The following is a 26,451-nucleotide window of genomic DNA, read 5'->3' on the forward strand; positions in this document are numbered from 1 at the left end:
CATAGCGCTTGATTAATAGTTTTTTTGAAATATTTGATGTTGGTAATATATGCTTTGTCATCAATAATGTTGTAAATAAGCTAAATCATATTCTAGTATTGTTGATGTTCGTCATGAAGCATTCCTTGAAACTTAAGTTAATTTCGTGCGATATGGTAATCAAAGTTGAATAAAGTTAACAGTTTATTCTTAATTCATGTGTTACTAATTGAGTTAATTCTCTAATACTCTCTTTGACTTGAATAATAGTAGGCAAAACTTGAAGAACCTGCTCAATACCAATATCCTGCTGCTCTTTATCAGAGCTAAAAGAACGCTCTATATTATACACCAACCAATTGATCCAATTGCCCAGAACACCATAAAAGGCCGCTTCCAAATGATCGTGATTTATTGTTATTCCAGAAGATGCGTATGTCTTTAACATTTTTATAAATAAAGGCTGATGAAACAGTTGAGTAGTAATTCCACTCTAATCAAGAGCACAATTGACTATTTCATAAGTGGGATTAAGTTTTCGCGCAGATTCCCAATCGATAAGAAACGGAGCATCATTTTTATCCCATAGAACATTTTTCTGATCGAGATCACCATGGCTTACTACACTGCTACTTTGTAGAATAGGTATTGCTTTTTGATAGAGGTCGTTAAGCTCAATTATAATCCGTTGATTACTTTTTAATTGATCCTTAAACACCAAATTTTGGCTTGCTGACTGGTCTATTAACACACTAATTTTTTCATTGGGATGAATATCAAATTCTTGAGCGCTCAGTTCAGGAACATTAAGATTAATGCGATGAATTTTAGCCAAGAAAGTGGCTATTTTAAGCGAATGCACTTCAGATATAGCGTCTTTATCCAATGCTTTTGCTGTTATCCAAGGATAAACAAGAAAAGTCTCATCTTCTGAAAGGATTAAGTAATTATTTTCTAATTTTAGAGCATGAACTGCGGGAATAGTACGCTGGGAAAATTGGAAGGCTATCTCTTCTGTCAATTCATATTGGGATTTAACTTCTTCAGTTAACTTAATCCTTTTATTGAGCTGTTTTACAGCAAATTGCAAGCCATTGCATTCCAAATACCACATTTTATGTAAAAGACCGCCGTAAACTCTTTGAGGCAAGTCGCAAGGTTGCTTCATCTTTAATTTTTTACAGATTGTTTCCAGTTGATTTTTATTCACTATGAGCTGCCTTAAGAATGCCTTGTGTTTCTAATTCTTCGTTAAAAAATTTAACAAAAAATGTCTTGCTTAACTTGGGATTTTTTTTATTGATTCTCGTAAATTCTGCCATGAAACCACACTTTTTATAAAACTCTGGAGCTTGAAAAGCACTGGTCACTAAATTGATATTATTAAAGCCCTGCCCTTTGAAGTGATGCTCTAGAGCAAGCAATAGCTGCTTGCCATACCCTTTACCACGATGAGCACTGTCTACCCAAATATCATCCACATAAATTTCTGAAAACGCAGTAAAGGCATTAATCACACCAAAAACTTCCCCTTGGGCAGAAGAAATGGTCACTGAAAAACGTCGATAATTAACGTCGATACCATGCTGAGCCTCATAGGCAATAAATCCTTTTGTCATGCGTTTTTCCGTAGCTTCATCAAGTTCATCAACAAATTGGATTTGATATTCTTTCGTGCTTTCTAAGGGTTCCCCTGAATTCTGTACATTACTATCAAAACGAAAAATAACTCGTTGCGGTTGATGCGGATCATAATTGACTGTTTTGATTTCTTCCTGGTAATTACCCAGTGTAATTTTTGAAATAGTATTGCGCCAAAAGCTAAGCCCTCGCTTGTTTTCCGGAATCACAGAAACTTCCCATAAGCCGGGATGCATTTTCCAAAGTTCAGAGGAAACCAAATATCCTAAACCTTTGCCTTGAAACTTAGCAGTAATGAAAAACTCGCCCATATTCCACGCAGTATCCGGGTAAATTCCTTCTTGATTTAATAAGGCAAAACCCGCCAATTCATTGCCTACTTTAATCAGAAAGGCTTTTCTTGTCGGTTCTTCAAAGTAATTTTTAAAGTCAAAGCTTTCATACAAGCCATCGGAAGGTAAAACCCAATCATCTGAAATAAAACCACAGTCACGCGAGAGTTCATATACATAAAATCGAGCCATGTTTTGGATGATAGGATAATCATCTAATGTTGCTGTCTCAACTTTTAAAGCAGATTGTAATTCTTTGATGTTCACAGCACTTTCCTTAAATACAGTTTCGCCATATGACCTTCATTCTGATATCCAAGCGATTTGTAAAAATTATGGGAGCCCTCTTTCGCTCGCCTAAGTCCCGATGTCAAGTCAATGATACAGGGACTAAATTGCCTGGCAAAATCCTCAACAGTAATCATAAGCTTTTTACCTATTCCTTGATTACGATAACTTTGGTCGACCACAAGGCCTTCAATATGAAATCTTGTTGTTTCGGAAACAAAAAGATAGCTCTTGGACCAGGCAATCCAACCAACAACTTTTCCTTCAATTTCCGCAAGAAGAACACCGTAATGCAGTTCACTAGTAAATAGTTCAAGTCGTCTTTGCAACTCATCAGGCGATTGCGGGTAACCCAATTGTCCCATTAAAGGTAGAAGATGTTGAACATCATCAATTAATGCTTTGCGGATAATCAATTCAATGGACATTTTATGGCTCCAGATTCACTCTATCGCCAGATAGATTAGGCGATGAAATCACCAAAAAAGAAACCAAATTTCCTGAACAGTTTTTCACTTTATGGGCTGCCCTTGCTTTAATAGTTATTCCTTCCTGTTCCTGTAACACTTGTTCATCATTTTCAAACTCAATAACCAATTGTCCCTGTAAACAATAAAAAAATTGCTCTGTTTCCTGATGATAATGCTTTATCTCACAACTTCCTGCGGGCATCGTTTCATAAATAACACTAAACTGACCATTATTTTTTAACCACCACCCATCACAATCTTGTCCCCACTTAAAATGAGAGGCATTGTTTATTGAGACAACCTCTTCGCTCACTACAGACTCTGATACAGGTAATTTTGGTTTTTGACTTAAGCTTGAGACTGAATCACTATTAAAGAGTCCGATATCTCTTGTTTCCTGAAATTCTTTGCGCAAAAAATAAAAAATAGATTTTTTTTGAAACCCGTGCCGCTCAAACTCAAGTTTAAACCCTAATTTTTTATAAAATTCTATTGCTTCCCAATCCATGGTGTTGACTGTTGCAAAAGCACAACCTTTTTCATTGCCATACCTCAATGCCGCTTGCATGAGCTTCGTTCCCCATCCTTGATGTCTGATGGACTCACTCACCCAAAGATTATCAACATGAAGACCTCCATAGAGAGTTCCGCCACTACAACCACCCACAACGCTATTGTCTGCATCACGAATAAAGCATGCAAAGAAATCTAAGGATTCGAAGCCTCTTTGTTGTTTGGCGTACGCCTTAATCCCATTTGTTAATATTTGAACATCATCAGGATCTGGATTTTCTAAAAACGATAATTTTAAAGTCATCTCATTTATTCCAATGTAGGAAGCCAGGCACCATGCTCAACATAGCTTGCCTCATCACTGCCTGACCATGGTGGCATGGTAACGCAAATAAACACCAAGTCTGCTGCATCACTTCGGTATTGAAAATGTGCTCCCAAGGGAATATCAATGCTGATTCCAGCAGTTAAAGGAGTAATGCTCTCTTCGTTATTTAACTTACGCCAAAGTGCACCTTCCCCAGAAAGGACATGCCAAAATTCAGATACCGTTTTATGTCGAACCGCCTTGGAAATCGTTCCCGCCTTTAAAGTACAGTGAGCCATTCCACCTAAATGATTATTCATCAGCAATCGAACTTCAGCACCTGCTGGAGAAATATGTTGATACTCTTTGGGTATTTCTTGTGTATTCATTTATGCCTCTATTAAACAATGTTCTCATCAGTAGTGGTTATTTCTTTTTTTAAATTTGAATTGTAATGCAAGTATTATCTGCATCTAAAGTAACCACTTTGCCAATTGGAAGAATGCAATTTTGCTTACCGTGTCCATAGGGAAACTCTTTAATGCAAGGTACTTTTATTTTTGAAGCCCATTCATTGATTACGTCTTCGACCGTACCATCGCTCTGATTCGATTTCTTACTTTTACAGTGCTCAAATGTTCCAAAAATAACACCAGAAACCTCATCAAAAATTCCTGCTAAATCTAATTGTGAGAACATACCATCAATATTATAGGGCTCGACACCAACGTCTTCTACCAACAAAATACTTTCTTTAAAACTAGGCAGATAGGGTGTGCCCATTAAATTAGTCATCAGAGTTAAATTTCCACCAAGTAAAGGACCTCGACTAACACCTGCATGAACCTTTATTCCTTTGGAAATTGTGTACTCTTGGCCTAATAAAGAGGAAAGAAATGTTTTTTTAACCTGAGTACTCAAATGAATAGTCAAAGTAAATCCTGTATAACTTACTAAGCCACTGTTTTTAAATAGGCCTAATTGCAACGCGGTGGTATCACTAAACCCGAATAATTGTTTTGGGTTTTTCTTAATTAATTCATAGTCTAAAAAAGGTAAAAGACGTTGTGAACCTTGTCCGCCTCGGGTTGCAATAATTGCTTTCACTTCAGAATCTTTAAAGAAATCCATCACATCATTTGCACGATCACAGTCTTTTCCCGCTAAAAATCGTTCTGATACAAACATATGCTTTGCATACTTTACCTTAAATCCATGCGACTTTAATAAATGCACTCCCGCTTCTATATCCTGTTCCCTAATAGGGCTCGACGGTGAGATAAGCCCTACGATGTCTCCTTTTTGCAGTGGTGTTGGACATAGAACCTTCATTTTTATCCTCAATTATTTTCTACATTCAAAAACAATACTGTCGTCTTTTTCATCAGTTGATGCGTTTCGGTCAAATCCTTTAACCATCCGTACATTGCTGAAACCAACCTCAGTAAGCAAATTGCGCAACAAAGAAGGGTCTTGATAAATGCGAATTTTGTATTCCTCAACCTCTGTTTGCACTACACAGTTGTTATCAACCAAGTCATATTTGCCAATAGAGTAACAAACATCATTATCAAGCGTGGCTAATTGGCTCAAGACTATAAGTGTTCCATCTTCTTTAGGCCATCTTGAGCCTCTCCATATACCTAATTCTTTAGGCACGGCTTGACGTGTTTCTACTTCAAATACAAAGAGTCCTTTATCTTCCAGATGTTCAAAAATGATTTTTAAGGCTTTTTGGATATCCGCCTTTTCAGTAATGAGACCAAATGAACCACTGGGTATAAAAATCAAAGAGTACTTCTCAGATTGATTTAAATCTTCAATAAAACCATGCCAGACTTTTGGCTTAAGGTTTTTGCTAATAGCTTTTGCATGCAATCGTTCTAGCATTGGCTGACTTGCGTCAAAGCCATGAACATCAAATCCTTCTTCAACCAAAGGTAATAAAAATCGACCTGTGCCGCACATGGGTTCTAAAATGGGGCCCTTAGCTTCTACAGCATAGCTTCGATAGAATGAGTACTCATTTTGTGGTGCATTAGGTTTACTTAAATCATATACTTCAGTACACAGGCTCTGATAGGTAGCTAGTTTTTTCATGGGTTCCTCTTTAAAATCCAATACCATTAAATATTCATCATAGAAGGTATCATTAATTTTGAGCGCTTTAGGTTCAGTACCATAAATTCGAAACCCTTGCTTTTGATAAAAAGCGCGAGCCACAAAATTACTTACTACACAGGTCAGGTGCAATTGAGTAACACAGGTTCTTGCATGCTGAATCAGGGTTTGAATTAATGCTGTTGCAATTCCTTTCCCTCTGTATTCAAGGCGAGTATACATACCCCAAAGTACACCACGGTGTTTTGTTTTAAGTGAATTAAGCATATAGAATCCAGCACAAGACACTAATAAATCATCAACAAAGGCACCTAATACATACCCTTTACTTAATCCATTTTGAAAATCAGTATCGGACATAAACACTTCCTCTTCATAAGAAGAGCCGAAGCTTTCTGGTGAGTTGGTCAGAGCTTCTAAACGTATTTCTTTCCATAGATGCCAATCCGCATCAAACAATTGTCTAATCTTCACAACATTATCTCCATGACGGTGACAGGATGTCCTTTAAATTCGTCCATGCCAATTGTGCGCCAACCAAGACGACTGTAATATTCTGGAATGGTAGGGTCAAAAGCAAAAAGATAAAGATTTTTAAACCCTAGTGCTTGGGCCTCTTCTTTGACTCGATGAATAAGATGTTTTGCAATGCCTTGTTTTTGATGGCTTGGCGCTACCACTAACGAGCCTAGCCATGGAGTTAATTCAGGACGGATCCCGTCATTCACGCGCAAAGAGCACATTCCGACAGGCTTGTCTTCATCAAAAGCAACAACAGTGAGCGGTAACTGATTGATGTTTAAATGATTTCGTAAATTTTCTTCTACACGTGAAATAGGCACATCAGGAACCCAAATTTTTCCCAATACTTCATACCAAATCTTAGCAAGCTCTGGAATGCAATCGGAGTGATGTTTTAGATAGGCTATTGTTATCATCTTAATACCTGTAAAAATGAATTACTCCTCCTGGCAAGGTGTGCCTTGATGAAACACCATTTGCCAACGATTGTGTTTGTATTGCCAGAGCGAAGAACGCAAGGAACTTTTTGAGGCAACGGTAACTTTATAAGTTGCAAGCATGACTTCGGGCGACACCTCTAAAACTGAAAAATCATTAACCCTATAGCTTCGTGGCTCTTCTTCTGGAAGAGAATCAAGTAGGTCATTCTTATTGTAAATTGAACCAGAGGCCCCATACTCGATAAATTCATCAGCAATCAGTAGCTTCAGTTGGGTAATCGATTTTCTCGTTTTCGGATTTAAAAGAGAAGTCTCTAGCTCATAAATCCGTTGGTGTTCTTGTTTCATAGCGATTTTCTCATCAAATATCCGACCTTGCGTTCCTTCCCTAGGAGAAACAGAGCCAGTCCAAAAAAACAAAACACGGTTTTGAGTAATGCTCTTTACTTAATTTTTGAATTGCTTATTGAGATAAATAACGCATTAACTCAACTTCCTTGGGATCGCAATCGATCTAGATGATGAATAATCAATGAATTCACCACTTCTTTATTAAAATCAGGACAAAATCGTGGATACTCACGTTCAAGACCATAAGACCATTTTTCCAAACGTTCATGATCATATTCGATCATATCTTCAAATAAATAACCTTCTCCATAAACTTCTTCACAATGAAGGCCAATTCCACCATCATAAAGTTCTCCTGAAGGCATGCGTAATGCAATATGCCAGCACTCTTCATGGGATGTCATCATCACAAAAACAATATGCACTTTATCCTTAAATCGGCTATTCCAAGCATCAAAAAATAATTTGGCAAACGCGCCACAAGGACCATAATTAATCCTTGGTGTTTCATGAAATCCCAGTAATTGATTTATATCGTTTTTTAAATCATTTAAGACTGTAATTTCTTCTGCATTCACTCATCAACCCTCTAGAATTAAAGACATTTTTTGTGGCTAAAACACTTTATTTTAAGATAATTTATTGTATCAGATAAATTTCAATTCGTTCTTTACCTTTACCCACATTAGCCCTTTTTAACGTAATATAACCCACTTCAGCAGTTGATTTTACATGTGTTCCACCACAAGAAACCTTAGAAAATCCTTCGATTTCCCAATAACGTCTTTGACTCTTCTCATCAGAAAACCCAGTGCGAATAAGCATATCTTTTGCAATAATTTGATTGTATTCAAACAAAAGAGAGTCAAAGATATCCGAAATATTGTGCTGATAGCTAAAATCGATTCTAGCTTTATGTTCAGCAATATGAGCACCTATTTTTTCAATGGGAAGCATTCTTTGGACCAGTTCCAAGATTAATTCAGCAGCAAAATGAAGACGCATTAATTTGTAGCGACGAACAAAGTCAATTTCCATAAGGACAACATCCCCTTCAGAAAGCCCATGCCCCGAAGGTAATGTATAATAAATCAAGTCATCTTCTATTTCAGAATGAGTAACCATCAAGCCATTCACGCGGACTGTATCACTTTCCTGACCACCAGAAAACGAAAAACCAATAGTCTCTGCAAAAAGTAGTCGATTCTCATTCACTGATATCACTTTAGTCATTAATTGACGTTGATAGGGATTATCCCAAAATATTTTTTGCATAATTTATTCTCTAACCTTGACCACTATCCCATTGGTTAGCTGTTTAAGCTCATCGGGAGATAATGAAAACACGGCATTGGGCGTTCCTGTTGCGGCCCAAAGAATTTCATGGCATAACAAATCTTCATCAATAAGAGCAGTATCAATAACATTTTTATGGCCAACGGGAGGAACCCCACCAATCGCAAAACCAGTGATTTCTCGTGTAAAATCTGCATCAGCCTTCCCAATAGGTTCATTGATGAGACGTTCAATCTCGCTCTCATTCACACGATTAACACCACTTGCTAATACCAATACCGGCTTGTTGGTTTTTTCAGTGCAAAATAATAGTGACTTCACAATTTGAGCAACACTACATCCCAAAGTATCAGCGGCATCTTTTGCAGTGCGTGTACTTGAATCAAGTTCCTTGACCTCACATGATATCCCTTTTTGAAATAAAAAATCCTGTATGATTTGTGCGCTTTTACTTAAATTTTTACCTTTATTCATCATGATCATTCACCCATCATCGCCACAAAGAACACTTTCTAGTAAGTTCTGTCACTACGTCCCAATCCCCAAATAAAACAATGCCATAGTAAATCAGATCGCTATCGTTAACCTGCGCTGTTCTTTCAATTTGCTCTTGATAGGTACCCACAGTCATCGTATCGGTAAAATCATTAAAAAGAACATTTTTTGCTAAAGCATTCTGGCGTAATGTTCTAATTTTATTGGAGTTCTCACAAAGAATGATAAATGGTATTTCTGAAATATAAGGATGAGATCCTCCATCTGCATCTCGATAATCGGTTAAACGCATCTCTTCTTCACCAATCTCAGCACCTAGACCAATGCACATATGAGCAAGCGCATTCATCACTTTTCCTGGTGCGTATACGCTTATTAAGCACCGCAACCAGTTTGTTTTTAAAAGGGTGTTCCACCATACAGTCCTCCACAATCTACTTCACAATTCGTGCGTTATAACGCATAATAAACCAGTATATGCTCGTGCGCTAAAACGCACAAGCTTTTATTAAGGGACATCATGCAAGAAATTTCAAACCGTATTGCAAAAACATTAAAATCATTAAGACAAGAACGGGGTTGGAGTTTAGATAAAACAGCACTTGAGACCGGTGTTTCTAAAGCGATGCTTGGGCAAATTGAACGAGAAGAATCAAGTCCAACGATTTCTACCTTATGGAAAATTGCGAGCGGCTTTCAAACCTCCTTTTCATCGTTTATTGAAGACAGCCTGGATAATTCAACCCATCCTGTTTATAGAGCGGGACATGCAGAAACCTTGCATCCAGATGATGAAAAAATACGAATATTTCCCTTGTTTCCTTTTGATGAACAACTCCATTTTGAATTATTTGTTATTGAGTTATTGCCCGAATGTGAACATCTTTCACCTCCCCATAAACATGGAGTCATTGAGCATGTCATTGTTGTGGATGGAACCATTGAGCTTTTGTTAGGCGGGGGCTGGAAAAAACTTTCCAAAGGAGAAGGACTGCGTTTTAATGCCAATCAACCGCATGGTTACCGGAATCCAACCAATGAGCTATCGCGCATCCATGATATTATTCATTATCCACCTCAATAGGAGTTAATCGGTTATTGAGCATAAAACAAAGGAGTTAATGCCATAGTTTTTAAGTCATGAAGCCACTCTTCCCGCGGCTTTCCTCCTGGCGCTGTTTCTTCAAACCAGTTGTATTTACACCAGAGATAGATATCTAAGCTTTTCATTTGCGAAAAATGATTCATTTCTTTTAATTCGTCTGAACTCAATGACCGGATTTGCCTATAGGGGTATGGGGAAGAAAATTACCAAAAACTCAGTTAGCATATTGCACGAACTATATGGTAGGTAATACCTGTTTACTAAAAGTCGAATAACGGGTTCTCTCAATATAATTCATGCAACGTTTTTTCTGGATCATCAAGAAAACATAAGATGTTAATTAATAAGGAAAAATCAAAATAGCAACCCTGGTAAGGTAAAAATTCTGCTGTTCCATCAAGCACCTCGATTCCGTGAGAAAGCGCAATGGCCCGCATGGCAGAGGCTGGTTCTATACCATGATGAACGCCTAGCTCCGGATCATGTCCGAACTGTGAATGCTCTATTTATTAGTCACTCAATCCCCTCCCCTCCCCTCGCCAACCTCCTCATGGGTTACACCATCCCGGATGTGGTAGATACGTTTGAAAGTGGGAATGATTTTTTCGTCATGAGTGACTACGATGATGGCAGTCTCAAACTTGCTCGCCATTTCATTAAGGATGCGAATGACGGCCATGGCACGCTCGCTATCAAGCGGTGCGGTCGGCTCGTCAGCCAAGATTACGGGCGGGCGATTGACCAGGCCTCGCGCAATCGCCACCCTCTGCTGTTCACCACCGGAAAGCTGTGATGGCATGGCGCGTGCTCTGTGTTGGACATCCAGTGCGGTAAGCAATTCCAGCGCTTTTAATCGCGACTCGTTATTAGAGACACCAGCCAGCATTGGCAACAACGCAACGTTATCAGTGACATCAAGAAATGGAATCAGGTACGGCGCCTGAAAAACGAAACCAATCTTGTCTCGCCGCAAGGCGCGTAGATCTCGGACTTTCCATCTGTCATCATAAATCACGACATCGCCCAAGATCATTCGTCCTGCCGTCGGGTCAATCACCGCGCCCAGGCATTTAAGTAGGGTGCTCTTGCCGGAGCCAGAAGGTCCGATGAGTCCCACTACTTCCCCAGGAGCAACCTGCATGTTCACGTCTTTCAAGGCATATACGGCGGAGTCACCTTTACCATAGCGTTTTCTCAAATTTTCAATATAAATACCTTTAATACCCATGTTACCCTCCAATGGCTTCTGCTGGATCGACATTGAGCGCCATGCGAATAGCGATGATGCTTCCCAGCACACAAATCGTAAGTACAGCAAAAAATCCCGCAACGGAATCAATCGGCATGAGTAACACATATTTTGGGAACAGCGGTGCGGCAAATGTCGCGGTGATTTTTCCCACCATAAAACCGATCAAGCCCAAGGCGAGAGCCTCCTGTAGAATCATCGAGGCGATGGTGCTATTGCGGGTACCTATCAACTTTAATACTGCGATTTCACGAATTTTGTCCATAGTCAGCGTATAAATAATGAAGGCCACGATGGCAGCGCTGACAACAGCCAGGATAACCAGAAACATGCCAATCTGCTTGGCTGAGGTAGCGATGAGCTTACCGATAAGAATGCCTTCCATCTGAGATCGAGTATAAGCCGTCAACCGCTTCCAACGACGAATAGATTTGGCCACATCATCCGGTGCATAACCCGGTTTTAGTATCACCAGTACGGCATTGACAAAAGCATTGGTGCTTTGTGATGAGTTAACTGCATCTAGCAAACCCAGTATACCAGGGCGGTTGAAGGCAGGGTTTATTTCAGTACGACGGCGGCTTTGCCAAATGGCATCGTTATCTTTAAGGAACTGTGCCTCTTGGGCATCCTTTAGCGGGATAAATACCATCGGGTCACCGCTGGAGGACACCATGCGGCGAGTTAGCCCGACTACAGTATAATAATTGCGTCGTATGGTGAGACGATCGCCCAGTTTAAAGCCAGAAGCAATGTCAGCCACCACCTCGTAGTGGCCACGCGTAATCTGCCTTCCAGCCACGAGATAACGCGGCCATCCAAGCGTCCCCACCTCGCCTGGTGCGATACCGACCACCATCGCCCGTACATCGCGGCCTCCCTTACGTACCTGCATCGTCAGATAAGTTACGTTCACAGCTTGGGAGATTCCAGGCATCACCATGATGCTTCTGTACACGTCGTCGTTGATGCTGGACGGCTCAGCATAAGGGCCTAATGTATCCTTTTGCACTACCCATAAGTCGGCTCCGCTGTCATCAAGTAGTGCCTTGCCATCATCCACCATGCCTCGATATACTCCCGCCATGATGAGGGTCACACCAATGAGTAGCCCCAGACCGATGCCAGTGAAAACGAACTTACCCCATGCATGGAGAATATCACGGCCAGCCAGGCTTATCATCGTGACACTCCAGGAATATGCTTAACCACATAAATACGGCTGTACGGAGTCAGCGCCTTTTCACTATAGAGTACCACCTGGTCGCCATTCTTGAGTCCTTCGCTTATTTGTACGCGTCCATCAAGATCGGAAGCTCCCAATTTGACAGGGGTGAAGCGCACGTCGTCATCCACTAACTGCCAGACTCCCAGTTCGTCACCCTCACGGTGGACAGCTGCGTTGGGAATGACCAAGGCAGTGAGCAGTGCCGGCATATCGATTGTAACTTCGGCCAGCTCACCCACTGAAGGCAAAGGCTCAGGTTGGTTATCAAAAATCACTTTAGCAAGTGTTTCTTCGGTAACTGCATCGGCCATGAGTTCCACCCGTAGCACGTGGCCTTTCAATGTTTGGCCTCTGCGCGAACGCAGCACGATGCGTGCGGGTAGGTTGGCAGTGAGACCCGATGCATTGATTTGATCGAAACGCACGTTAATCCACAGACTCTTGGAATCAATCACTTCCACCACCGCTTGGCCTGCGATGATGGTCGTGCCGGGATCCGCGTAGCGCACGGCTACCACCCCGTCAGCTGGAGTGATCAGACGCAAATTGTCCCGTTGTACAATCAATGCAATGTAGTCATGCTGGGCTCTGGCGAGGTCTTCTTGCGCAGCAGACAGCACCGCATCGGCAATTTGTAGTTCCTGTCCCTTGGTAGTGACAATTTCCTCGCTTATTGAGTGACTAACCAGCAATTTGGCGTAGCGACGCGCTTGAGTTTGTGCATAAGCTTGTCGTGCTTGCGCTTCGCTCAATGCAGCTTTTGCACGATTAAATGCCGATTTTTGTGAACGAATGCGCTCATCGAGATCGACCGAGTCCATCTCGCCGAGTACCTGTCCTGCCTTCACCTGATCACCAACATCCACATTCAGCTGTTTCACACGTCCCGCAAATATAGGGCCAATTTTGTAAGTGTAACGTGCCTCTACGGTACCAATACCAAACAGAGCTGGTGTGAGCACCTGTGATTCGACCGTTGCAATCGTTACGGCCACCGGTGCTAGTGGTCCGGATCGCAGAGCGACATAGCCGAACAGTGCGAGTAACGGAACGATTACGGCCAGGAGCGCAACTGTACGGCCCTGCAAAAATAGATGTTTCATTGAGAAAATCCTATGCCTGGGTTTAAGGAAACAAATTAAAAAAACTCAATTCGCATATTGCGCGAACCATGCGGTGTCCCATAAATAATTAAATATTGTTACCATAAAAGTTCTCCATCGTTAAATATCTTCAAAATGATAGGTTCCATGAATTTGAATATGCTTAAACATCAGCGGAGATATTTTTTGCAAATGTTCACTTGAAATGACATACCCCTCCGCGCGAAGCCTATCAACAACTTTTTGTATATGGTGCGTATTCCATACCAAGACAGCATTCGATACTAAGCTTAGGCAACTGGATTTATTCATTATTTCTTCATAATCGCTTGTTTTAAAGACACCTCTATTGAGAAAAAACAGTTTTTTTGCTAATTGGTGCCTTGATTCACCTTGATTTAGGTGCAAATGAACGGCATAGCGAAGATCTTTGTCTGAAATATAACGAAGAATATAAATGGTTTTGATAATGCGACCTAAAGCACGAATAGCTTTAGATACGTTATCCGTCCGATTCGCTAATTTTTGGATAATCACATGAGCAGGGGCTAATCCATTTTTTAATGAGGCAATTATACGGACAATTTGATCCCAATTTTCGCGAATCAGATCGGTATCTATAGTACCGGCGAACACATCATCCAAATCGCCATAACTCATAGTGCCATCAATTTTATAAAGATTTTGTTCCGCTAAGTCCTTGAGTCTTGGATGAAAATTAAATCCAAGTAAGTGACACAAGGCAAAGATATGCTCTGTGTATCCATGGGTATCTGTACTGTGAAATTCGGGATTAAGTAACGTATCGTTTTCCAATAATCCGGTAAGTACATAAGTTGCTTCTCGCTCACTGGTTGAGATAACCTGAGTGCCAAAGACACTGCCCTTTGATATGTGGGTGTAAATAGACAGTGCTCGCTCATAATAACCATAGTACCTGGGATAATAGGATGAAAGTGAACACTTTGCTTCAATAGCATAACGCTGGGCATCGGACGTAGAGTAAGCGCCGTTCGTCATTTCATCACTAATGGGATACGTTAGGAGATGGTTGATTAGCTGACGATTTCCTTCTTTGATGGTGTCTTGTCTTAAATAAGTATGTGATGCATGCGTTAGAGAATCAACGTCAATACCGACTGCACTAGATCCCATGCCAAGCAGACCAATGTTTATAGCATGGGCAATTATAGCCGCTAATAGCGGTTTTCTAGGTACTTTAATCGTTTTATCCGGCGAATAAAATGGAGTAAATCCCGTGGTAAATCCTGAAAATCTGGCAACATCTGATAAAAGTTGCTCGATTCTGACGGATGGCATATTAGATTGGATTAATTTTCGTAACCGTACTACTTCAGGCGATATGATCAGCGCATCATCGCGAGTAAAATGAAACTTGCCATCCTTAATGGTCACAAAATCATTATTGGGTAAGGTATTGCGTACCTTAGTGGCAATTCGATGATATTCCCCCTTAAGCTCATCCAAAATGGCATCAAACTCACTGGGTAGATTAAGATTTAAATACTGCTGTTCACGCTCTTTTTTCCAAGGCTGCTCTCCATAGACAGTATCCCAAAAATAACGATTGTGTCTGCTCTCACTAATAAAAACATCACCTGAGCCAAGTTCTTTTTTAAGTGCGTAATAAAAGCCCATTTCCCAATGATGGGGTTTTATTTTACCATCTTCATCATATAAAACGTCCTTCCACATTTGAGGAAGAAATTCAGTTGGCACATTCTCTGGTAACGCGTCAATTTCCTCCGCATGGAGTTTGCGCAATATTTCAAGTCCACTGAGCAATGATTTTAAGCCAACTTTTGCTTTTAATTCCAAATTTAAAAAATTGCTTTGAGAATTGGCGAATATAGGAAAAACGCGCAGCAATCTTATCGGATATTCCTGTTTCTTCGAGCTTATCAATAGCTTCACAGGCACTGGCAGATTCCAGCATGTCTTCTCGATTAAATTGCTCAATAAACTGAATAAGCGATAAATTTTGGACTGACTCTTGTGAAAATGCCTGTCTTATAAAATTACTGGCAGACTTTAATTTCCCTTTGTTTTTTTGCGATACTCGTACACGCTCAGCAGACACTTCATTTTTAGACCGTCGATTAATATCGAGTAAAATCCTTTTGTACATGCTAATTAAGTAATCAAGGATGTTTTTTACCGTTTCATACAGAAAGCAAATAATGATGGCTTCCCGTTTTAATTTTGAAGCAATCTCACGCATTTGCGAGGAGGTATAATAACGGCCTTTTTTTGCAAGAGCGGCAATAACATCAGGATGTATATGGGATAGGTCACACTCCAAAATACCCATTTTTTGGATTTCTTCAAAATAACCCAGGTATTCTTCCATTACCGTGCTATTGGCATTTGCCGGGGATTTTTTGAGTTCGGCAAAGCGACTATAAGAACCTTTGTTCTCAGGTGTTATCAGGTTTTGTAATAAAGCTCGTTTCTCTGATGGGAGTGAATGGGCAATATCACGGTGAAAACGTTCAATAGCCTGGTTCACTTTTTGGCTTATCATCCTGCCCAGGGTAATTTTGGATGGCAATACGATACGGGATTTTTTTAAATGCTCTAATGCCATGACGGATAGTTTCTGTTTATCAATCGGTTCTCTTTTTAATTGACTCACTAACCACTGTTCTAATAATAAAGACTGATCCCCATCAAATTTCTGGTAGTTTAAATAAAAGCAAATTTTTTCTTCCCAACTATAGCTATAGGTGTTTTTAGCGAATGAAGGCTGGGTAGAAAGTACACCACCTAATTGCCTGGCTAGATAACCCAGTGCTGATATGGGTAGGTTGGCGGTGTGATCCAAGAAAGAGCCCTGTGCCCGAAGATGACAAAGCTGGACTGCAAATTTGATGGTTTGCTTAAAACCGCGGGTATTTTCAGTAACAAACTGATAATCATCATTAGTTAACGTCCAATCGATGGCCAGCTGGTCTTCTGTTATATCAAGAAACGATACATCTTGCTGATAAAAGTCGGCTATCCATACATGGAAGTAATGTAAGTCATAGAGATAACCTTTAAGGGGTTCTTTGCAGGAAGGTACGAAATTTCCCAGCACGACCTTATAGCCCTTTACTAGTCTAGGTTGTAGCCAATAAATTGATTTTTTCGTTGGATATCAAACCTTGTATAAGCTCTTGTAAATTAAGGCATTTTTTGTTGTTATAAAATTCATATATTCCAATCAAGTTAATATGTTGCCATGCCACTGGAGATAATCGAATAATTTTTAACCATTCGTCCTCCATTTTATTCTTTTTATAATGTTCATAAAGCCCTGAAAGAAGCGATGCATTGTAAAAAATAATGCAATTAGCGAGTAAGCGTGCGCATTCATTATTAATAGTAAGTTCAATCTCTGTTTTTCCAGCTAACTTTCTACTACTTATCTTAGCGATAGCGGCTCTTATTTGGTGGTACGACTCACCTCGGTTCAAAGAACGATGGACCGTTTTGCGCATTCCTTCATCATCAATATAATCAAGCATGTATAAAGTCATGATGATTTGATCCAGCTCAATCAGTGCCCGTAGCGTATCATTAGACTGATATGATGATAGTTTTTTTACAATGGTACTTTGGCTACTCTTTTTAAGCCCAAGTGTTGCCATTATTCTTAGAATATTATCCCACTCTTTAATGATTAATTTGACGTTCACTTTTTTACTTGGCTTTATAAGCATTTCTTCATAAAGCTTAGGGTCGTCAAAACTAACCAGATTAGAACTCGCTTTCTTATCTAATTGAGTAAATCTCGGCATAAAACGATAGCCAAAAAGGAATAAAATGATGAAATTGACTCGGTTTATACTATGCATATCCCCAGATACTGCTGCAACTTCAATATCACTGGTATTACTATTGAGCATATCAAAAAGATAATGGCTTTCATGTTCATTTGCTCCAATAATTTTTGTGCATAGGGGCAACCAGTTTGCAAACAATGTATAAGCAGAAACCCCCTGACCAAACCCGAAATATTTTGTTGAGAATCTTGCCATAATGGAATTAAATTTTGTTTCTAACTTCTGGCCATCAATGCTCGCATGTATTCCATAATCAGCCAGAGTATATTTTTCAAATATAGGTAATTTTTTTACATGATTCATTACTACATCACTTGCTTGTGTTAAGGTCATGTGTCGAATAAAATCAGCGTAAGTTGACTTTAGGTCATGCTCTTTAACATCGCTAATATCTTTCATTTTATCAATATCAATTCCAGTACCTTTCGCAACAAGGCAAGCTGATAATGCAGCCTCATTGGCTTGTTTCTTACTGCCTATTGGCAAGATATGAGTAAATTTCTTCATAAATCCGGTATGATTATTACCAAATTGTATGATTTCTCCGATGCTTGTTAGAGGTAAGTTCTCATAAAAAGGATTGTTAACACCATCATCTGATTTTTTATAAGGTAAATGCCAGCGAATAACCTCCCCATTTTTGTTATGTTTGAGCTTAATTTTGTTATTTTCACCTGAGGCAATTTTACCGTTTATTTCTTGGTAACGCAGGGACAATCGACCAGAAAGCTCTTTAAGAATATCGTTTATATCCGTTGCAAGAAGCTTATTCTCAAGGCTTTTAATGATAGAGTCTTTGTTTTCATCCCAATCCTGTTTTGGGTGTAACTCATCATTTAATGAACGATAAGACAAGCTATTATAAACGGTAACTGAGCCTGTCTTTAGGCTCTTTTCAATTTGAAGATAAAGCATCACTTCATACCTATCAGGATCAATGCATTTTATTTTTTTATTATTTTTATCTCTCCTAACCTTTTTAATCACATAACGTTGAAGCACCTTGGGTATAAAATCAATGGGTATATCCTTAAATTGATAAGTGCTAAATGACTTATTAGAGTTAAAGTGGCTTTTCAAGAAGACAATCGCGGCATTTAATGCTTTATTTTTAGCCTGAAAATCCAGAGCTTTAAATGCCGCCCGGGTATTTAGCTTAATGGTCGAAGCTGCATCACTGTAGTATTTCCAGCGATAAAACTCAGGTGTAAAATTTGGTTTTTTAATTTTTTGTATAAACTGTTGGAATTTCTCTGCTGGTATAATCTCATAGGATTTTTCCCGTATTTCGTAATCAGCTACCTTCTTATTGTTTACCAGTGATAAAATCGCAGCAGCTGCATGACGTTGGTCTTTGTCTTCGTCCTTAGCATCACAAATGGCTTGTGCCTGGTAAGACTCCGCTTCACCTGTGTAATAATTCATTTTGTAACCAAAACTGGCAACCAAGTGATCACTGATTTTCAAATAGCGTTGGTGTGCGTAGCACATAAGATACAATCTGGATAAGTTTTTTTGTCTCATAACCCGCAAACCGTAACAGGTATGGTACATGGCTAAATCAGCATAATGCAGGATGTTTTGCTCTGAAATACCCAGTTCTTTAATGACCTCGATGGATCTTTGATAAAGAGCGGACAAAAACTGATGATTTTTTATGGAGGTATTAATCTCACTGGTTGTAAAATCTTTTTGGTCTTTTTTTACAGCAGTCAATTGATAAAATAAATCATCTTTTTCGAGAAAATTGGCCAATAGTTCCCTGAACGGCTTGTCGGTTAGGGTGTATATCTTATTACTTAATCTATTTTTTTCATTGTTCAAGGCTTGAGAAACCACCTCTTGCAATGTGGTGTAGGATGGCCTAACAATTTTATGCTGATGGAAGTATTCTAATAGAGAATCAAATACATATTTGGGCACAGCATGTTGCTTCATTAATTCCTTGGCATACCCAACGGCCTTAACCTTATTCTTACTCGAATAAATTGACATACCATATTTTTTTAAAATGGCATTACGGTTGTCATAATGATGCCGCTTGCTTATTTGTTTTTTTGGAAATTTCTCTGATGGAAAATAAGTTTTAATAACATACCAGGTCTCTTGCCTGATTCCTTGGAACGTGAAACTAAAAAAATATTGCGAGATCCTAAAGAAACCAACTTGTAAAATGTAATTGATTTTTTTTGGTATGTCGTCAAAAGTATTGAGGTACTCTTTATCTTCCTCATCTAAATCAAATACAAAAGGTCTATCGTTATCCCCCAGGATGGGTAATTTGTATAATTTATTAATGTCGTCACTGGAAAGTATTTTTAGTCGCGCCACTGGTTACTTTTGTATGCATTAAAACGGACGTTATTATACATATAATTTGTTGTTGTCTTACACTTTATATCTATATATTTAACTGTATAATTAGTCATGCAATTCATGGTTAAACGTTAACGGACTATTTTTTGAGTAAATTATGGCTAAAACTATTGCCTATATTCGCACCTCAACTGACAAGCAAGATTTGAACAATCAAAAGCTTGAGATTTTTGAGTTTGCTAAAAAAAATCAACTTGAGGTGGATCATTTTATTGAGATGACCATCTCAAGTAGGAGAACTAACAAAGAACGCCGTATTGATGAAATGCTTTCAGTATTGGATGATGCCGATACACTTATTGTCACAGAACTGAGTCGATTGGGTCGAAGCACTGCTGAGGTCATTGGTTTAGTTAATGAGTTAATTAAAAAACAAGTTAGAGTAATCGCCATTAAGCAAAATTTAGATATCAAACAACATGATATGACATCGAAAGTGATGATCACGCTATTTTCGTTATTCTCTGAACTTGAACGGGATCTGATTAGCTTACGAACTAAAGAAGCTTTGGCAAGTAAAAAAGCAAAAGGTATTCAATTAGGTAAACCCAAAGGAACAGTTCAAAAAAGCAAATTTGATAGCGATGTTCCTAAGATTAAAGAATTACTGGGATTAGGATTGTCAGTTAGAAAAATTGCGACCCTTCTCGGATATAGTAATCATATTGGCTTAAATACCTATGTAAAAAAACGCCAACTACGTGAGCATAGCCATGTGGAATGAAGTATTAAAAAAAATAGACCCTATAAACACACCCAAACAGGCCGTTGAGCTCTGGTCTGGTGATTCTAATTCAGTCATATTGGTGAGTGATGGTATAAATTTAGTCTACCAGTTTCAACGAGGGCGTGAAAAATATTATCTTCGGATGACTCATGCAGCTCTAAGGGAAGAGAAAAAATTATTAGCCGCTATTAGTTATCAGCGCCATTTGTTTGATAATGATGTTCCAGTATGTGAACCCTTGCTTTCAAAAAATAGTCTTTGGTCTGAGCAAATTATACAGGGAAAAGAGGTATTTCTTGCACATGTTTGCCGAGAAGTACCAGGCAAACCAATAACGTTTAATTATAAAGATATTGAGTTATATAAAACATGGGGCGAAGCTCTTGGAAAACTACACAAAGCAGCACAAACCTATCAACCGCAACATCATAGTTATACTAATTGGCAACAATCACTAGATGAGCTAAGTTGTTCTGCTCAAAATGAATCAGAGGAACTACAATCGATTCTTGAGGAAATAACTCAATATTATAAAGTTAGGTCGTCCTCGTTGAATAATTATGGATTAACACATGGCGATCATCGAGAAGGTAATGTATTAACCGATGGTAAGGAAATTCACATTATCGATTTTGATCTACCAAGTTTCAATTGGTTTATGGAGGATGTTGCTCGTCCATTTTTTCACTCCATTATATGGGAAGAAACAAATTGGTCTGATAAGTTAGAACCTTACATAGAGGGATATCTGTCTATCATGCCTGAGAACAGCATCGATCTAGCTGCATTTTCAAAGCAAATTCAATTAAAAGGCCTTGAAATTTATCTTTGGACTAAAAATAATTGGAGTAGTGAGATCGCGCCTGGCGGGGGTAATACTAAAAAATGGCTTGAAGCGATCTACAATAAAATAGTTGACGACACCTGGATTAAAAAAATCCCGGTAATGTCCAGACGAAATATAACATGAAATTAAACTTTAATATTTACAAAGGGTTAAGTGAAATTGACAGATCTAATTTAAAATCGATTTATGGCCTACAGCATAGACTGGTAAAGGGTTATAGAGATGCTCCGGGAGATTTCGTACCTTCCTGAAAAGAACCCCATGAAGCTTTTTAAATAAAAGTTAGTGTTAATCTTCATCGGCAATACACCACTGATCTGAAGATAATCCTTCATTATTTTTGAATTTGCGTTTTTTCCATAGCAAAAAAACCGCAGGAATGACAATCAATGTCAGCAAAGTCGCACTGACCATCCCACCAATCATTGGCGCAGCTATTCGGCGCATGACTTCAGAACCCGTCCCACCTGTTATCATAATAGGCAACAAACCTCCAATGATTGCTGATACGGTCATAATAATAGGACGTATACGTAGCAGCGCCCCTTTAATAACTGCCTCTTTAATACTGTCTTGAGTTAATGGGCTTTGCTTTTTTTTGTGTTCTTCAAGTGTTTCTTTCAGCGCATGATTTAAATAAACCAACATCACAACACCTATTTCAACTGCAACGCCTGCTAAGGCAATAAATCCAACACCAACGGCAACCGACAAGTTGTAATTTAACAAATAAAGCAGCCACACTCCGCCAGTTAATGCTAAAGGCAGAGTCAATAGAATCACAAGTACTTCACCGAGTTGTTTGAAATTGAGATATAAAAGAAAAATTATAATTAATAGCGTTATTGGACCAACCATCATTAATCGCTCTTTTGCGCGCTGCATGTACTCATATTGCCCTGACCAGCTAAGAGAATAACCAGGCTTTAGGGTTAGTTTTTCGGCAATGGTTTTTTGGGCACGTTTAATATAGGAGCCAACATCGGTGTCTTTTAAATCAACCAATACCCAACTTGTTAGACGGGCATCTTCACTTTTTATCACAGGTGGTCCATCGGCAACGAAAATGTCAGCAACCGCCATTAAAGGAATGTGTGTGCCAGAGGGTGTGACAATGGGCAATAGTTTTATGTTTTCAACTGAGTCGCGTTCGTTTTGAGGGTAACGAAGATTGACTGGATAGCGTTCACGTCCTTCAATGGTTTGTGTGACATTCATGCCGCCGATGGCAGTACTGACAACTTCTTGAATATCTTTGATGTTTAATCCAAAGCGGGCTGCCGCTTGACGGTCAATATTAATATTGACATAGCGGCCGCCCGCGGCGCGATCGGCATAAACCGAAGCTGTACCGGGAACCTCTGCTAGGATTTTTTCAAGTTGTTTACCTGTTTTTTGCAGCTCAACTAACGATGGACCAGAAATTTTAATTCCTACGGGTGTTTTAATGCCCGTAGCTAACATATCAATGCGTGTTTTTATTGGCATCACCCAGGCATTGGTCAGGCCAGGAAATTTAACGAGTCGATTGAGCTCTTCTTTTAACTTATTTGTGGTCATGCCCGTGCGCCATTGACTTTTTGGCTTAAATTGAACCACGGTTTCAATCATGGTTAAAGGAGCAGGGTCAGTTGCGGTTTGGGCACGTCCAATTTTCCCATAGACTGTTTTTACTTCAGGAACACTTTTTATCAGTTTATCTGTAAGCTGTAGTATTTGACGTGCCTTGCCAATCGATACGCCAGGTAATGTGGTCGGCATATACATCCAATCGCCTTCGTCTAACTCTGGCATAAATTCAGAGCCCAAGCGTGCAAACGGCCAATAACTGATAATAACCACTATGAGCGTAAGAAGTAGTATGATTTTGGGTGCTTTTAATACTAAATGAATGACGGGCTTATAACTTGCAATGAGAAAGCGATTAATCGGGTTTTTCTTTTCAGCTAAAATCTTTCCACGAATAAAATAGCCCATCAGTACTGGTACCAATGTGATTGAAAGACCGGCGGCTGCAGCCATGGCGTAGGTTTTGGTATAAGCAAGCGGCGCAAACAAACGTCCTTCTTGTGCTTGCAGTGCAAAAACCGGTAGAAAGCTTAAGGTAATAATCAGTAAGGAGAAAAATAACGGTGGGCCCACTTCCAGTGAAGCCTCTCGAATGACTTGCCATCGGTTTTCATCAGTTAAAGGCGTTTTTTCAATGTGTTTGTGTACATTTTCAATCATCACGATGGTGGCATCAACCATTGCCCCTATGGCTATCGCTATACCGCCTAAGGACATGATGTTGGCATTAATGCCTTGAAAATACATAATAATAAAGGCGCACAATATACCTATGGGCAGACTAATCACCACAACCAGTGATGAGCGCATATGAAATAAAAACAAAAAACAAACCAAGATAACGACAATGGTTTCTTCTACTAATTTGGATTGCAATGTTTCGATTGCACGATGAATTAAACTTGAACGATTATAAGTTTCAACGATTTTAACCCCTTTGGGTAAGCTTTGTTGTAAGCTTTCCAGTTTTTTCTTAACCGCTTCTATGGTGGTTAAAGCATTTTCTCCCTGGCGCATTACAATGATACCGCCAACGGCTTCGCCTTGACCATTGAGCTCACCAATGCCGCGGCGCATTTCAGGTCCTAAAGTAATCCTGGCAACGTTTGAGAGCAAGATGGGTGTGCCGTGTTCATTGAGTCCAAGCGGAATATTTTTTAAAGCGCGGATGCTTTGAATGTATCCATCGGTGCGTATCATATATTCTGCTTCACCCATTTCAATGACCGAACCGCCAATTTCACTGTTGGCATTCATAATGGCATGTTTTACTTTCGCCAAGGGAAGGTCATATGCACGAATTTTATCGGGTTCTAATATGACTTGATATTGTTTAACCATGCCACCAACGGTTGCAACTTCTGAAACCCCAGGCACGGTTTGTAATTCAAATTTCAATAACCAGTTTTGCAAGGTGGTGAGTTCAGACAAGTCATGTTTGCCGGTTTTATCGACTAATGCATATTGATAAACCCAGCCAACACCTGTGGCATCGGGCCCTAATTGTGGGGTTGCGCCAGGAGGTAATTGTCCTGCGACCTGGTTTAGGTATTCTAAAACGCGAGAACGAGCCCAGTAAAGATCAGTGCCGTCTTTAAAAATAATATAGATATAGGAATCGCCAAAATAAGAATAAGCTCTAACCGTGACAGCACCAGGTACGGCAAGCATCGCTGTGGCCAGTGGGTAGGTAACCTGGTCTTCTACGACTTGGGGTGCCTGGCCTGGATAGGAGGTTTTGATAATGACTTGAACATCAGATAAGTCCGGAATAGCGTCCACTGGCGTTTTAAATAAAGAATAAATCCCACCAGCAGTTACTAAAAGCGTCATTATAACCACTAAAAACCGATTTTTAATCGACCACTCAATAACATTTGCTATCATTTTTTATCCTTCATTTCATGAGATTTATCATTCATGATGTGGATTTTGGTTACGATGTAGCCCTTTTTATGTTTTATCATAATAAAATGAAGGCTATCGCCTGCTTTTGCTGAGGATAAAGATACGCTTTTAGCCACCGGTAAAGTCATCGTCATTTCATCCATGCCTAGAGAGGGTATGGGTTGATGATGAATGGTGATAAGGTGTTTTTGTTCGTCAACGGCCTTAATTGTGCCCATGCCAATATGTTCTGCTTTAACCGGTTTAGCGTCATCAGACTTAGTGGTTGTATCACTTTCCATTCGACCCATTGCCGCTTTCATATTAGATTCGGAGTCGATTAAAAACTGTGCGGAAGTGACTACGTTGTCATCTGCTTTAAGACCGGAAATAATCTGATAATACTCCCCGGACTCAATGCCTACTTGAACCGATTGTGCTTTAAAACGGCCCTTGCCTAAAGCAAGGATTACTCTATCGCCTTCGCCGGTTCGAATCAAGGCTAGTTTGGGTATTGCCAAAGCGTTTTTGATGGTTTTGCTGATGATTTTAACATTTGCGTACATATTGGGTTTAAGGGTTAAATCAGGGTTTGGAAAAACCAAACGAACACGCAAAGTATGCGTTTTAGCATCAAGTCTTGGATAAACATAATCCACCATGCCTTGCCAGGTTTTTCCAGGCAGGTAAGGCAGGGTTGCAATGGCAGCTTGATGGTTTTTAATCCAGTCAGCCTGGTATTCAAAAACTTCAGCTACAATCCAAATTTGGGATAAATCCTCAATGCTTAGTAATTCAGTATCGGGTTTTACGTACTGGCCCTCACGGACGTTTAATTTAGAAACAATGCCGTCTTGGCTTGCAAAAATATTTACTCTGTCCGTGAATTTTCGAGTAGATATCAATTGATTGATTTGAGAGCTGGCCATACCTAAGGTTAATAATTTCTTCTTTCCAGCCTCTATTAGGGCTTTATTATCGCTTTTTAAAGCGATTAATAGTTCTTCTTGGGCATTATTGAGCGTTGGAGAATAGAGAGTCATTAGCAGTTGACCTTTTTTGACAGGCTCACCAGTTGTTTTCACGAATTGCTCTTTAATCCAACCATCGGTATAGGTATGAATATGTTCGATATTGTTTTCATCGACTGTTACATACCCCACCGTATTGACAATTCGAGAAAGGCTTTGAGGGGTAACTTTTGCAGTTTTTACGCCCAGATTATTCACCACATCTGGTGATATTTTGATTATATCTTTTTCTTGCATACCTTGGTCTTCATACACTGGAACCAAATCCATGCCCATGGGCGATTTGCCGGGTTTATCACGTCGATAGTTTGAATCCATGGGTGCTACCCAGTAGAGTATTTTGCGCTTATTTCCGGTTGAGTCCATGGTGCTTTGGGGTTGCCAAAGGGAATAAACCCACATGCCCGCTAAAAAAACGAGTATTAAAATTAAAATCCCAATGATTCTTTTTTTCATCTTATTTTCCCTGTAAATAAAGAAGATTGATACGAGAAACATCCCGATCAACGCTCACTTTTAGTCCTTCCAGTTCGGTGTTTAATTGACGCACATAAGCTCTGGCTAATGTTGGAAAATCGGTTTGAAAATTTTGATAGGCAGTCATGGTTGCATTTGCATATTGTTTTGCTTGCGGAATTAATGAGGATTGATATAAATGACTACTCTTTTGTTGTTGCTGCCAGGTAGCATATTGAATATTTAAGGATTCGCGTAAATTTCTAAAAT

The 26,451-nt window shown here is 39.5% G+C and carries 27 protein-coding genes and 2 pseudogenes; 3 read left to right on the forward strand and 26 right to left on the reverse strand.

Annotated elements, in window-relative coordinates:
• Positions 1–175: 175 nt before the first annotated feature.
• The 15 genes and pseudogenes from LDG_RS20150 to LDG_RS06860 all read right to left on the reverse strand — a co-directional run bounded on the left by LDG_RS20150 (position 176) and on the right by LDG_RS06860 (position 9,104).
• On the reverse strand, positions 176–427 hold the full coding sequence (locus tag LDG_RS20150) for an acetyltransferase (RefSeq protein WP_233491430.1): 252 nt from the start codon (positions 425–427) through the stop codon (positions 176–178).
• A 45-nt stretch (positions 428–472) separates the two neighbouring features.
• The gene (locus LDG_RS06800; protein ID WP_006870493.1) at positions 473–1,189 is read right to left on the reverse strand and encodes an aminoglycoside phosphotransferase family protein; all 717 of its coding nucleotides are present in this window, start codon (positions 1,187–1,189) and stop codon (positions 473–475) included.
• On the reverse strand, positions 1,182–2,219 hold the full coding sequence (locus tag LDG_RS06805) for a GNAT family N-acetyltransferase (protein ID WP_006870494.1): 1,038 nt from the start codon (positions 2,217–2,219) through the stop codon (positions 1,182–1,184). The genes LDG_RS06800 and LDG_RS06805 overlap by 8 nt, the downstream gene beginning before the upstream one ends.
• Positions 2,216–2,668, reverse strand: a complete 453-nt coding sequence (locus LDG_RS06810; protein ID WP_006870495.1) for a GNAT family N-acetyltransferase — start codon at positions 2,666–2,668, stop codon at positions 2,216–2,218. Before LDG_RS06810 ends, LDG_RS06805 begins: the two co-directional genes overlap by 4 nt.
• Position 2,669: 1 nt before the next feature.
• Positions 2,670–3,527: a GNAT family N-acetyltransferase gene (locus LDG_RS06815; RefSeq protein WP_006870496.1), complete on the reverse strand. Its 858-nt coding sequence runs from the start codon at positions 3,525–3,527 to the stop codon at positions 2,670–2,672.
• 5 nt (positions 3,528–3,532) lie between these two features.
• Positions 3,533–3,919 carry a cupin domain-containing protein gene (locus tag LDG_RS06820; RefSeq protein WP_006870497.1) on the reverse strand — a complete coding sequence of 129 codons (387 nt, stop codon included), beginning with the start codon at positions 3,917–3,919 and terminating at the stop codon, positions 3,533–3,535.
• Between the two features lie 49 nt (positions 3,920–3,968).
• The gene (locus LDG_RS06825; protein ID WP_006870498.1) at positions 3,969–4,862 is read right to left on the reverse strand and encodes a S66 peptidase family protein; all 894 of its coding nucleotides are present in this window, start codon (positions 4,860–4,862) and stop codon (positions 3,969–3,971) included.
• Between the two features lie 12 nt (positions 4,863–4,874).
• Positions 4,875–5,630 carry a class I SAM-dependent DNA methyltransferase gene (locus tag LDG_RS20155; protein ID WP_040534776.1) on the reverse strand — a complete coding sequence of 252 codons (756 nt, stop codon included), beginning with the start codon at positions 5,628–5,630 and terminating at the stop codon, positions 4,875–4,877.
• Positions 5,631–5,672: 42 nt separating this feature from the next.
• Positions 5,673–6,125: pseudogene (locus LDG_RS20510) on the reverse strand (N-acetyltransferase family protein); the annotation flags it as partial.
• On the reverse strand, positions 6,122–6,589 hold the full coding sequence (locus LDG_RS06835) for a GNAT family N-acetyltransferase (protein ID WP_006870500.1): 468 nt from the start codon (positions 6,587–6,589) through the stop codon (positions 6,122–6,124). The gene LDG_RS06835 and the pseudogene LDG_RS20510, both read right to left, overlap by 4 nt.
• 21 nt (positions 6,590–6,610) lie before the next feature.
• Entirely contained in the window at positions 6,611–6,961 is a 351-nt protein-coding gene (locus LDG_RS06840; RefSeq protein ID WP_006870501.1) for a nuclear transport factor 2 family protein, read from the reverse strand.
• Between the two features lie 140 nt (positions 6,962–7,101).
• Entirely contained in the window at positions 7,102–7,542 is a 441-nt protein-coding gene (locus LDG_RS06845) for a hypothetical protein (protein WP_006870502.1), read from the reverse strand.
• Positions 7,543–7,603: 61 nt separating this feature from the next.
• The gene (locus LDG_RS06850) at positions 7,604–8,239 is read right to left on the reverse strand and encodes an alanyl-tRNA editing protein (protein ID WP_006870503.1); all 636 of its coding nucleotides are present in this window, start codon (positions 8,237–8,239) and stop codon (positions 7,604–7,606) included.
• Positions 8,240–8,242: 3 nt separating this feature from the next.
• Positions 8,243–8,734 (reverse strand): YbaK/EbsC family protein, encoded by a 492-nt coding sequence (locus LDG_RS06855; RefSeq protein WP_040534777.1) that lies wholly within the window; start codon positions 8,732–8,734, stop codon positions 8,243–8,245.
• A 16-nt stretch (positions 8,735–8,750) separates the two neighbouring features.
• Positions 8,751–9,104, reverse strand: coding sequence for a DUF2000 domain-containing protein (locus LDG_RS06860; RefSeq protein WP_006870505.1), 354 nt, complete (start codon positions 9,102–9,104; stop codon positions 8,751–8,753).
• 171 nt (positions 9,105–9,275) lie between these two features.
• Here LDG_RS06860 and LDG_RS06865 point away from each other — a divergent pair, with 171 nt between their 5' ends.
• Positions 9,276–9,839 carry a helix-turn-helix domain-containing protein gene (locus LDG_RS06865; protein ID WP_006870506.1) on the forward strand — a complete coding sequence of 188 codons (564 nt, stop codon included), beginning with the start codon at positions 9,276–9,278 and terminating at the stop codon, positions 9,837–9,839.
• 11 nt (positions 9,840–9,850) lie between these two features.
• On the opposite strand, the gene LDG_RS18915 is transcribed toward LDG_RS06865, so the two are convergent.
• The 8 genes from LDG_RS18915 to LDG_RS06895 all read right to left on the reverse strand — a co-directional run bounded on the left by LDG_RS18915 (position 9,851) and on the right by LDG_RS06895 (position 19,619).
• Positions 9,851–10,027, reverse strand: a complete 177-nt coding sequence (locus LDG_RS18915; protein WP_006870507.1) for a hypothetical protein — start codon at positions 10,025–10,027, stop codon at positions 9,851–9,853.
• Positions 10,028–10,144: 117 nt separating this feature from the next.
• The gene (locus LDG_RS20690) at positions 10,145–10,366 is read right to left on the reverse strand and encodes a methyltransferase domain-containing protein (protein WP_407635269.1); all 222 of its coding nucleotides are present in this window, start codon (positions 10,364–10,366) and stop codon (positions 10,145–10,147) included.
• An 11-nt stretch (positions 10,367–10,377) separates the two neighbouring features.
• A complete protein-coding gene (locus LDG_RS06870; protein WP_006870509.1) occupies positions 10,378–11,088 on the reverse strand; it encodes an ABC transporter ATP-binding protein in 711 nt (236 codons plus the stop codon).
• A gap of 1 nt (position 11,089) precedes the next feature.
• Positions 11,090–12,292: an ABC transporter permease gene (locus LDG_RS06875; protein ID WP_006870510.1), complete on the reverse strand. Its 1,203-nt coding sequence runs from the start codon at positions 12,290–12,292 to the stop codon at positions 11,090–11,092.
• Positions 12,289–13,440 carry an efflux RND transporter periplasmic adaptor subunit gene (locus LDG_RS06880; RefSeq protein WP_006870511.1) on the reverse strand — a complete coding sequence of 384 codons (1,152 nt, stop codon included), beginning with the start codon at positions 13,438–13,440 and terminating at the stop codon, positions 12,289–12,291. Before LDG_RS06880 ends, LDG_RS06875 begins: the two co-directional genes overlap by 4 nt.
• A 120-nt stretch (positions 13,441–13,560) precedes the next feature.
• Positions 13,561–15,279 carry a Tn3 family transposase gene (locus tag LDG_RS06885; protein ID WP_040534773.1) on the reverse strand — a complete coding sequence of 573 codons (1,719 nt, stop codon included), beginning with the start codon at positions 15,277–15,279 and terminating at the stop codon, positions 13,561–13,563.
• Complete coding sequence (locus LDG_RS06890; RefSeq protein ID WP_040534774.1) at positions 15,230–16,540, reverse strand: DUF4158 domain-containing protein; 1,311 nt, start codon at positions 16,538–16,540, stop codon at positions 15,230–15,232. Before LDG_RS06890 ends, LDG_RS06885 begins: the two co-directional genes overlap by 50 nt.
• A 22-nt stretch (positions 16,541–16,562) precedes the next feature.
• The gene (locus LDG_RS06895; RefSeq protein ID WP_006870514.1) at positions 16,563–19,619 is read right to left on the reverse strand and encodes a Tn3 family transposase; all 3,057 of its coding nucleotides are present in this window, start codon (positions 19,617–19,619) and stop codon (positions 16,563–16,565) included.
• A gap of 142 nt (positions 19,620–19,761) precedes the next feature.
• Here LDG_RS06895 and LDG_RS06900 point away from each other — a divergent pair, with 142 nt between their 5' ends.
• Both LDG_RS06900 and LDG_RS06905 read left to right on the forward strand, forming a co-directional pair.
• Positions 19,762–20,388, forward strand: coding sequence for a recombinase family protein (locus LDG_RS06900; protein WP_006870515.1), 627 nt, complete (start codon positions 19,762–19,764; stop codon positions 20,386–20,388).
• Positions 20,378–21,361, forward strand: coding sequence for a phosphotransferase enzyme family protein (locus tag LDG_RS06905; RefSeq protein ID WP_006870516.1), 984 nt, complete (start codon positions 20,378–20,380; stop codon positions 21,359–21,361). Before LDG_RS06900 ends, LDG_RS06905 begins: the two co-directional genes overlap by 11 nt.
• Positions 21,362–21,526: 165 nt before the next feature.
• Here LDG_RS06905 and LDG_RS06910 read toward each other — a convergent pair whose 3' ends face one another.
• The 3 genes and pseudogenes from LDG_RS06910 to LDG_RS19600 form a co-directional block, all read right to left on the reverse strand.
• Positions 21,527–24,694 (reverse strand): efflux RND transporter permease subunit, encoded by a 3,168-nt coding sequence (locus LDG_RS06910; protein WP_006870517.1) that lies wholly within the window; start codon positions 24,692–24,694, stop codon positions 21,527–21,529.
• A complete protein-coding gene (locus tag LDG_RS06915; protein ID WP_006870518.1) occupies positions 24,691–26,181 on the reverse strand; it encodes an efflux RND transporter periplasmic adaptor subunit in 1,491 nt (496 codons plus the stop codon). Before LDG_RS06915 ends, LDG_RS06910 begins: the two co-directional genes overlap by 4 nt.
• Before the next feature lies 1 nt (position 26,182).
• Positions 26,183–26,451: pseudogene (locus LDG_RS19600) on the reverse strand (TolC family protein); the annotation flags it as partial.

Origin of the sequence: Legionella drancourtii LLAP12 (assembly GCF_000162755.2) — a bacterium.
Classification (GTDB): domain Bacteria; phylum Pseudomonadota; class Gammaproteobacteria; order Legionellales; family Legionellaceae; genus Legionella; species Legionella drancourtii.

Bases quoted from the DNA above. Each gene is read 5' to 3' on its own strand.
- LDG_RS06870 (WP_006870509.1), bottom strand. From the start codon at position 11,088: ATGGGTATTAAAGGTATTTATATTGAAAATTTGAGAAAACGCTATGGT.
- LDG_RS06875 (WP_006870510.1), bottom strand. From the start codon at position 12,292: ATGATAAGCCTGGCTGGCCGTGATATTCTCCATGCATGGGGTAAGTTC.
- LDG_RS20155 (WP_040534776.1), bottom strand. From the start codon at position 5,630: ATGAAAAAACTAGCTACCTATCAGAGCCTGTGTACTGAAGTATATGAT.
- LDG_RS06825 (WP_006870498.1), bottom strand. From the start codon at position 4,862: ATGAAGGTTCTATGTCCAACACCACTGCAAAAAGGAGACATCGTAGGG.
- LDG_RS06835 (WP_006870500.1), bottom strand. From the start codon at position 6,589: ATGATAACAATAGCCTATCTAAAACATCACTCCGATTGCATTCCAGAG.
- LDG_RS06865 (WP_006870506.1), top strand. From the start codon at position 9,276: ATGCAAGAAATTTCAAACCGTATTGCAAAAACATTAAAATCATTAAGA.
- LDG_RS06900 (WP_006870515.1), top strand. From the start codon at position 19,762: ATGGCTAAAACTATTGCCTATATTCGCACCTCAACTGACAAGCAAGAT.
- LDG_RS06820 (WP_006870497.1), bottom strand. From the start codon at position 3,919: ATGAATACACAAGAAATACCCAAAGAGTATCAACATATTTCTCCAGCA.
- LDG_RS06810 (WP_006870495.1), bottom strand. From the start codon at position 2,668: ATGTCCATTGAATTGATTATCCGCAAAGCATTAATTGATGATGTTCAA.
- LDG_RS06880 (WP_006870511.1), bottom strand. From the start codon at position 13,440: ATGAAACATCTATTTTTGCAGGGCCGTACAGTTGCGCTCCTGGCCGTA.
- LDG_RS06855 (WP_040534777.1), bottom strand. From the start codon at position 8,734: ATGAATAAAGGTAAAAATTTAAGTAAAAGCGCACAAATCATACAGGAT.
- LDG_RS06850 (WP_006870503.1), bottom strand. From the start codon at position 8,239: ATGCAAAAAATATTTTGGGATAATCCCTATCAACGTCAATTAATGACT.
- LDG_RS20150 (WP_233491430.1), bottom strand. From the start codon at position 427: ATGTTAAAGACATACGCATCTTCTGGAATAACAATAAATCACGATCAT.
- LDG_RS06815 (WP_006870496.1), bottom strand. From the start codon at position 3,527: ATGACTTTAAAATTATCGTTTTTAGAAAATCCAGATCCTGATGATGTT.
- LDG_RS06915 (WP_006870518.1), bottom strand. From the start codon at position 26,181: ATGAAAAAAAGAATCATTGGGATTTTAATTTTAATACTCGTTTTTTTA.
- LDG_RS06905 (WP_006870516.1), top strand. From the start codon at position 20,378: ATGTGGAATGAAGTATTAAAAAAAATAGACCCTATAAACACACCCAAA.
- LDG_RS06910 (WP_006870517.1), bottom strand. From the start codon at position 24,694: ATGATAGCAAATGTTATTGAGTGGTCGATTAAAAATCGGTTTTTAGTG.
- LDG_RS06840 (WP_006870501.1), bottom strand. From the start codon at position 6,961: ATGAAACAAGAACACCAACGGATTTATGAGCTAGAGACTTCTCTTTTA.
- LDG_RS06860 (WP_006870505.1), bottom strand. From the start codon at position 9,104: ATGAATGCGCTTGCTCATATGTGCATTGGTCTAGGTGCTGAGATTGGT.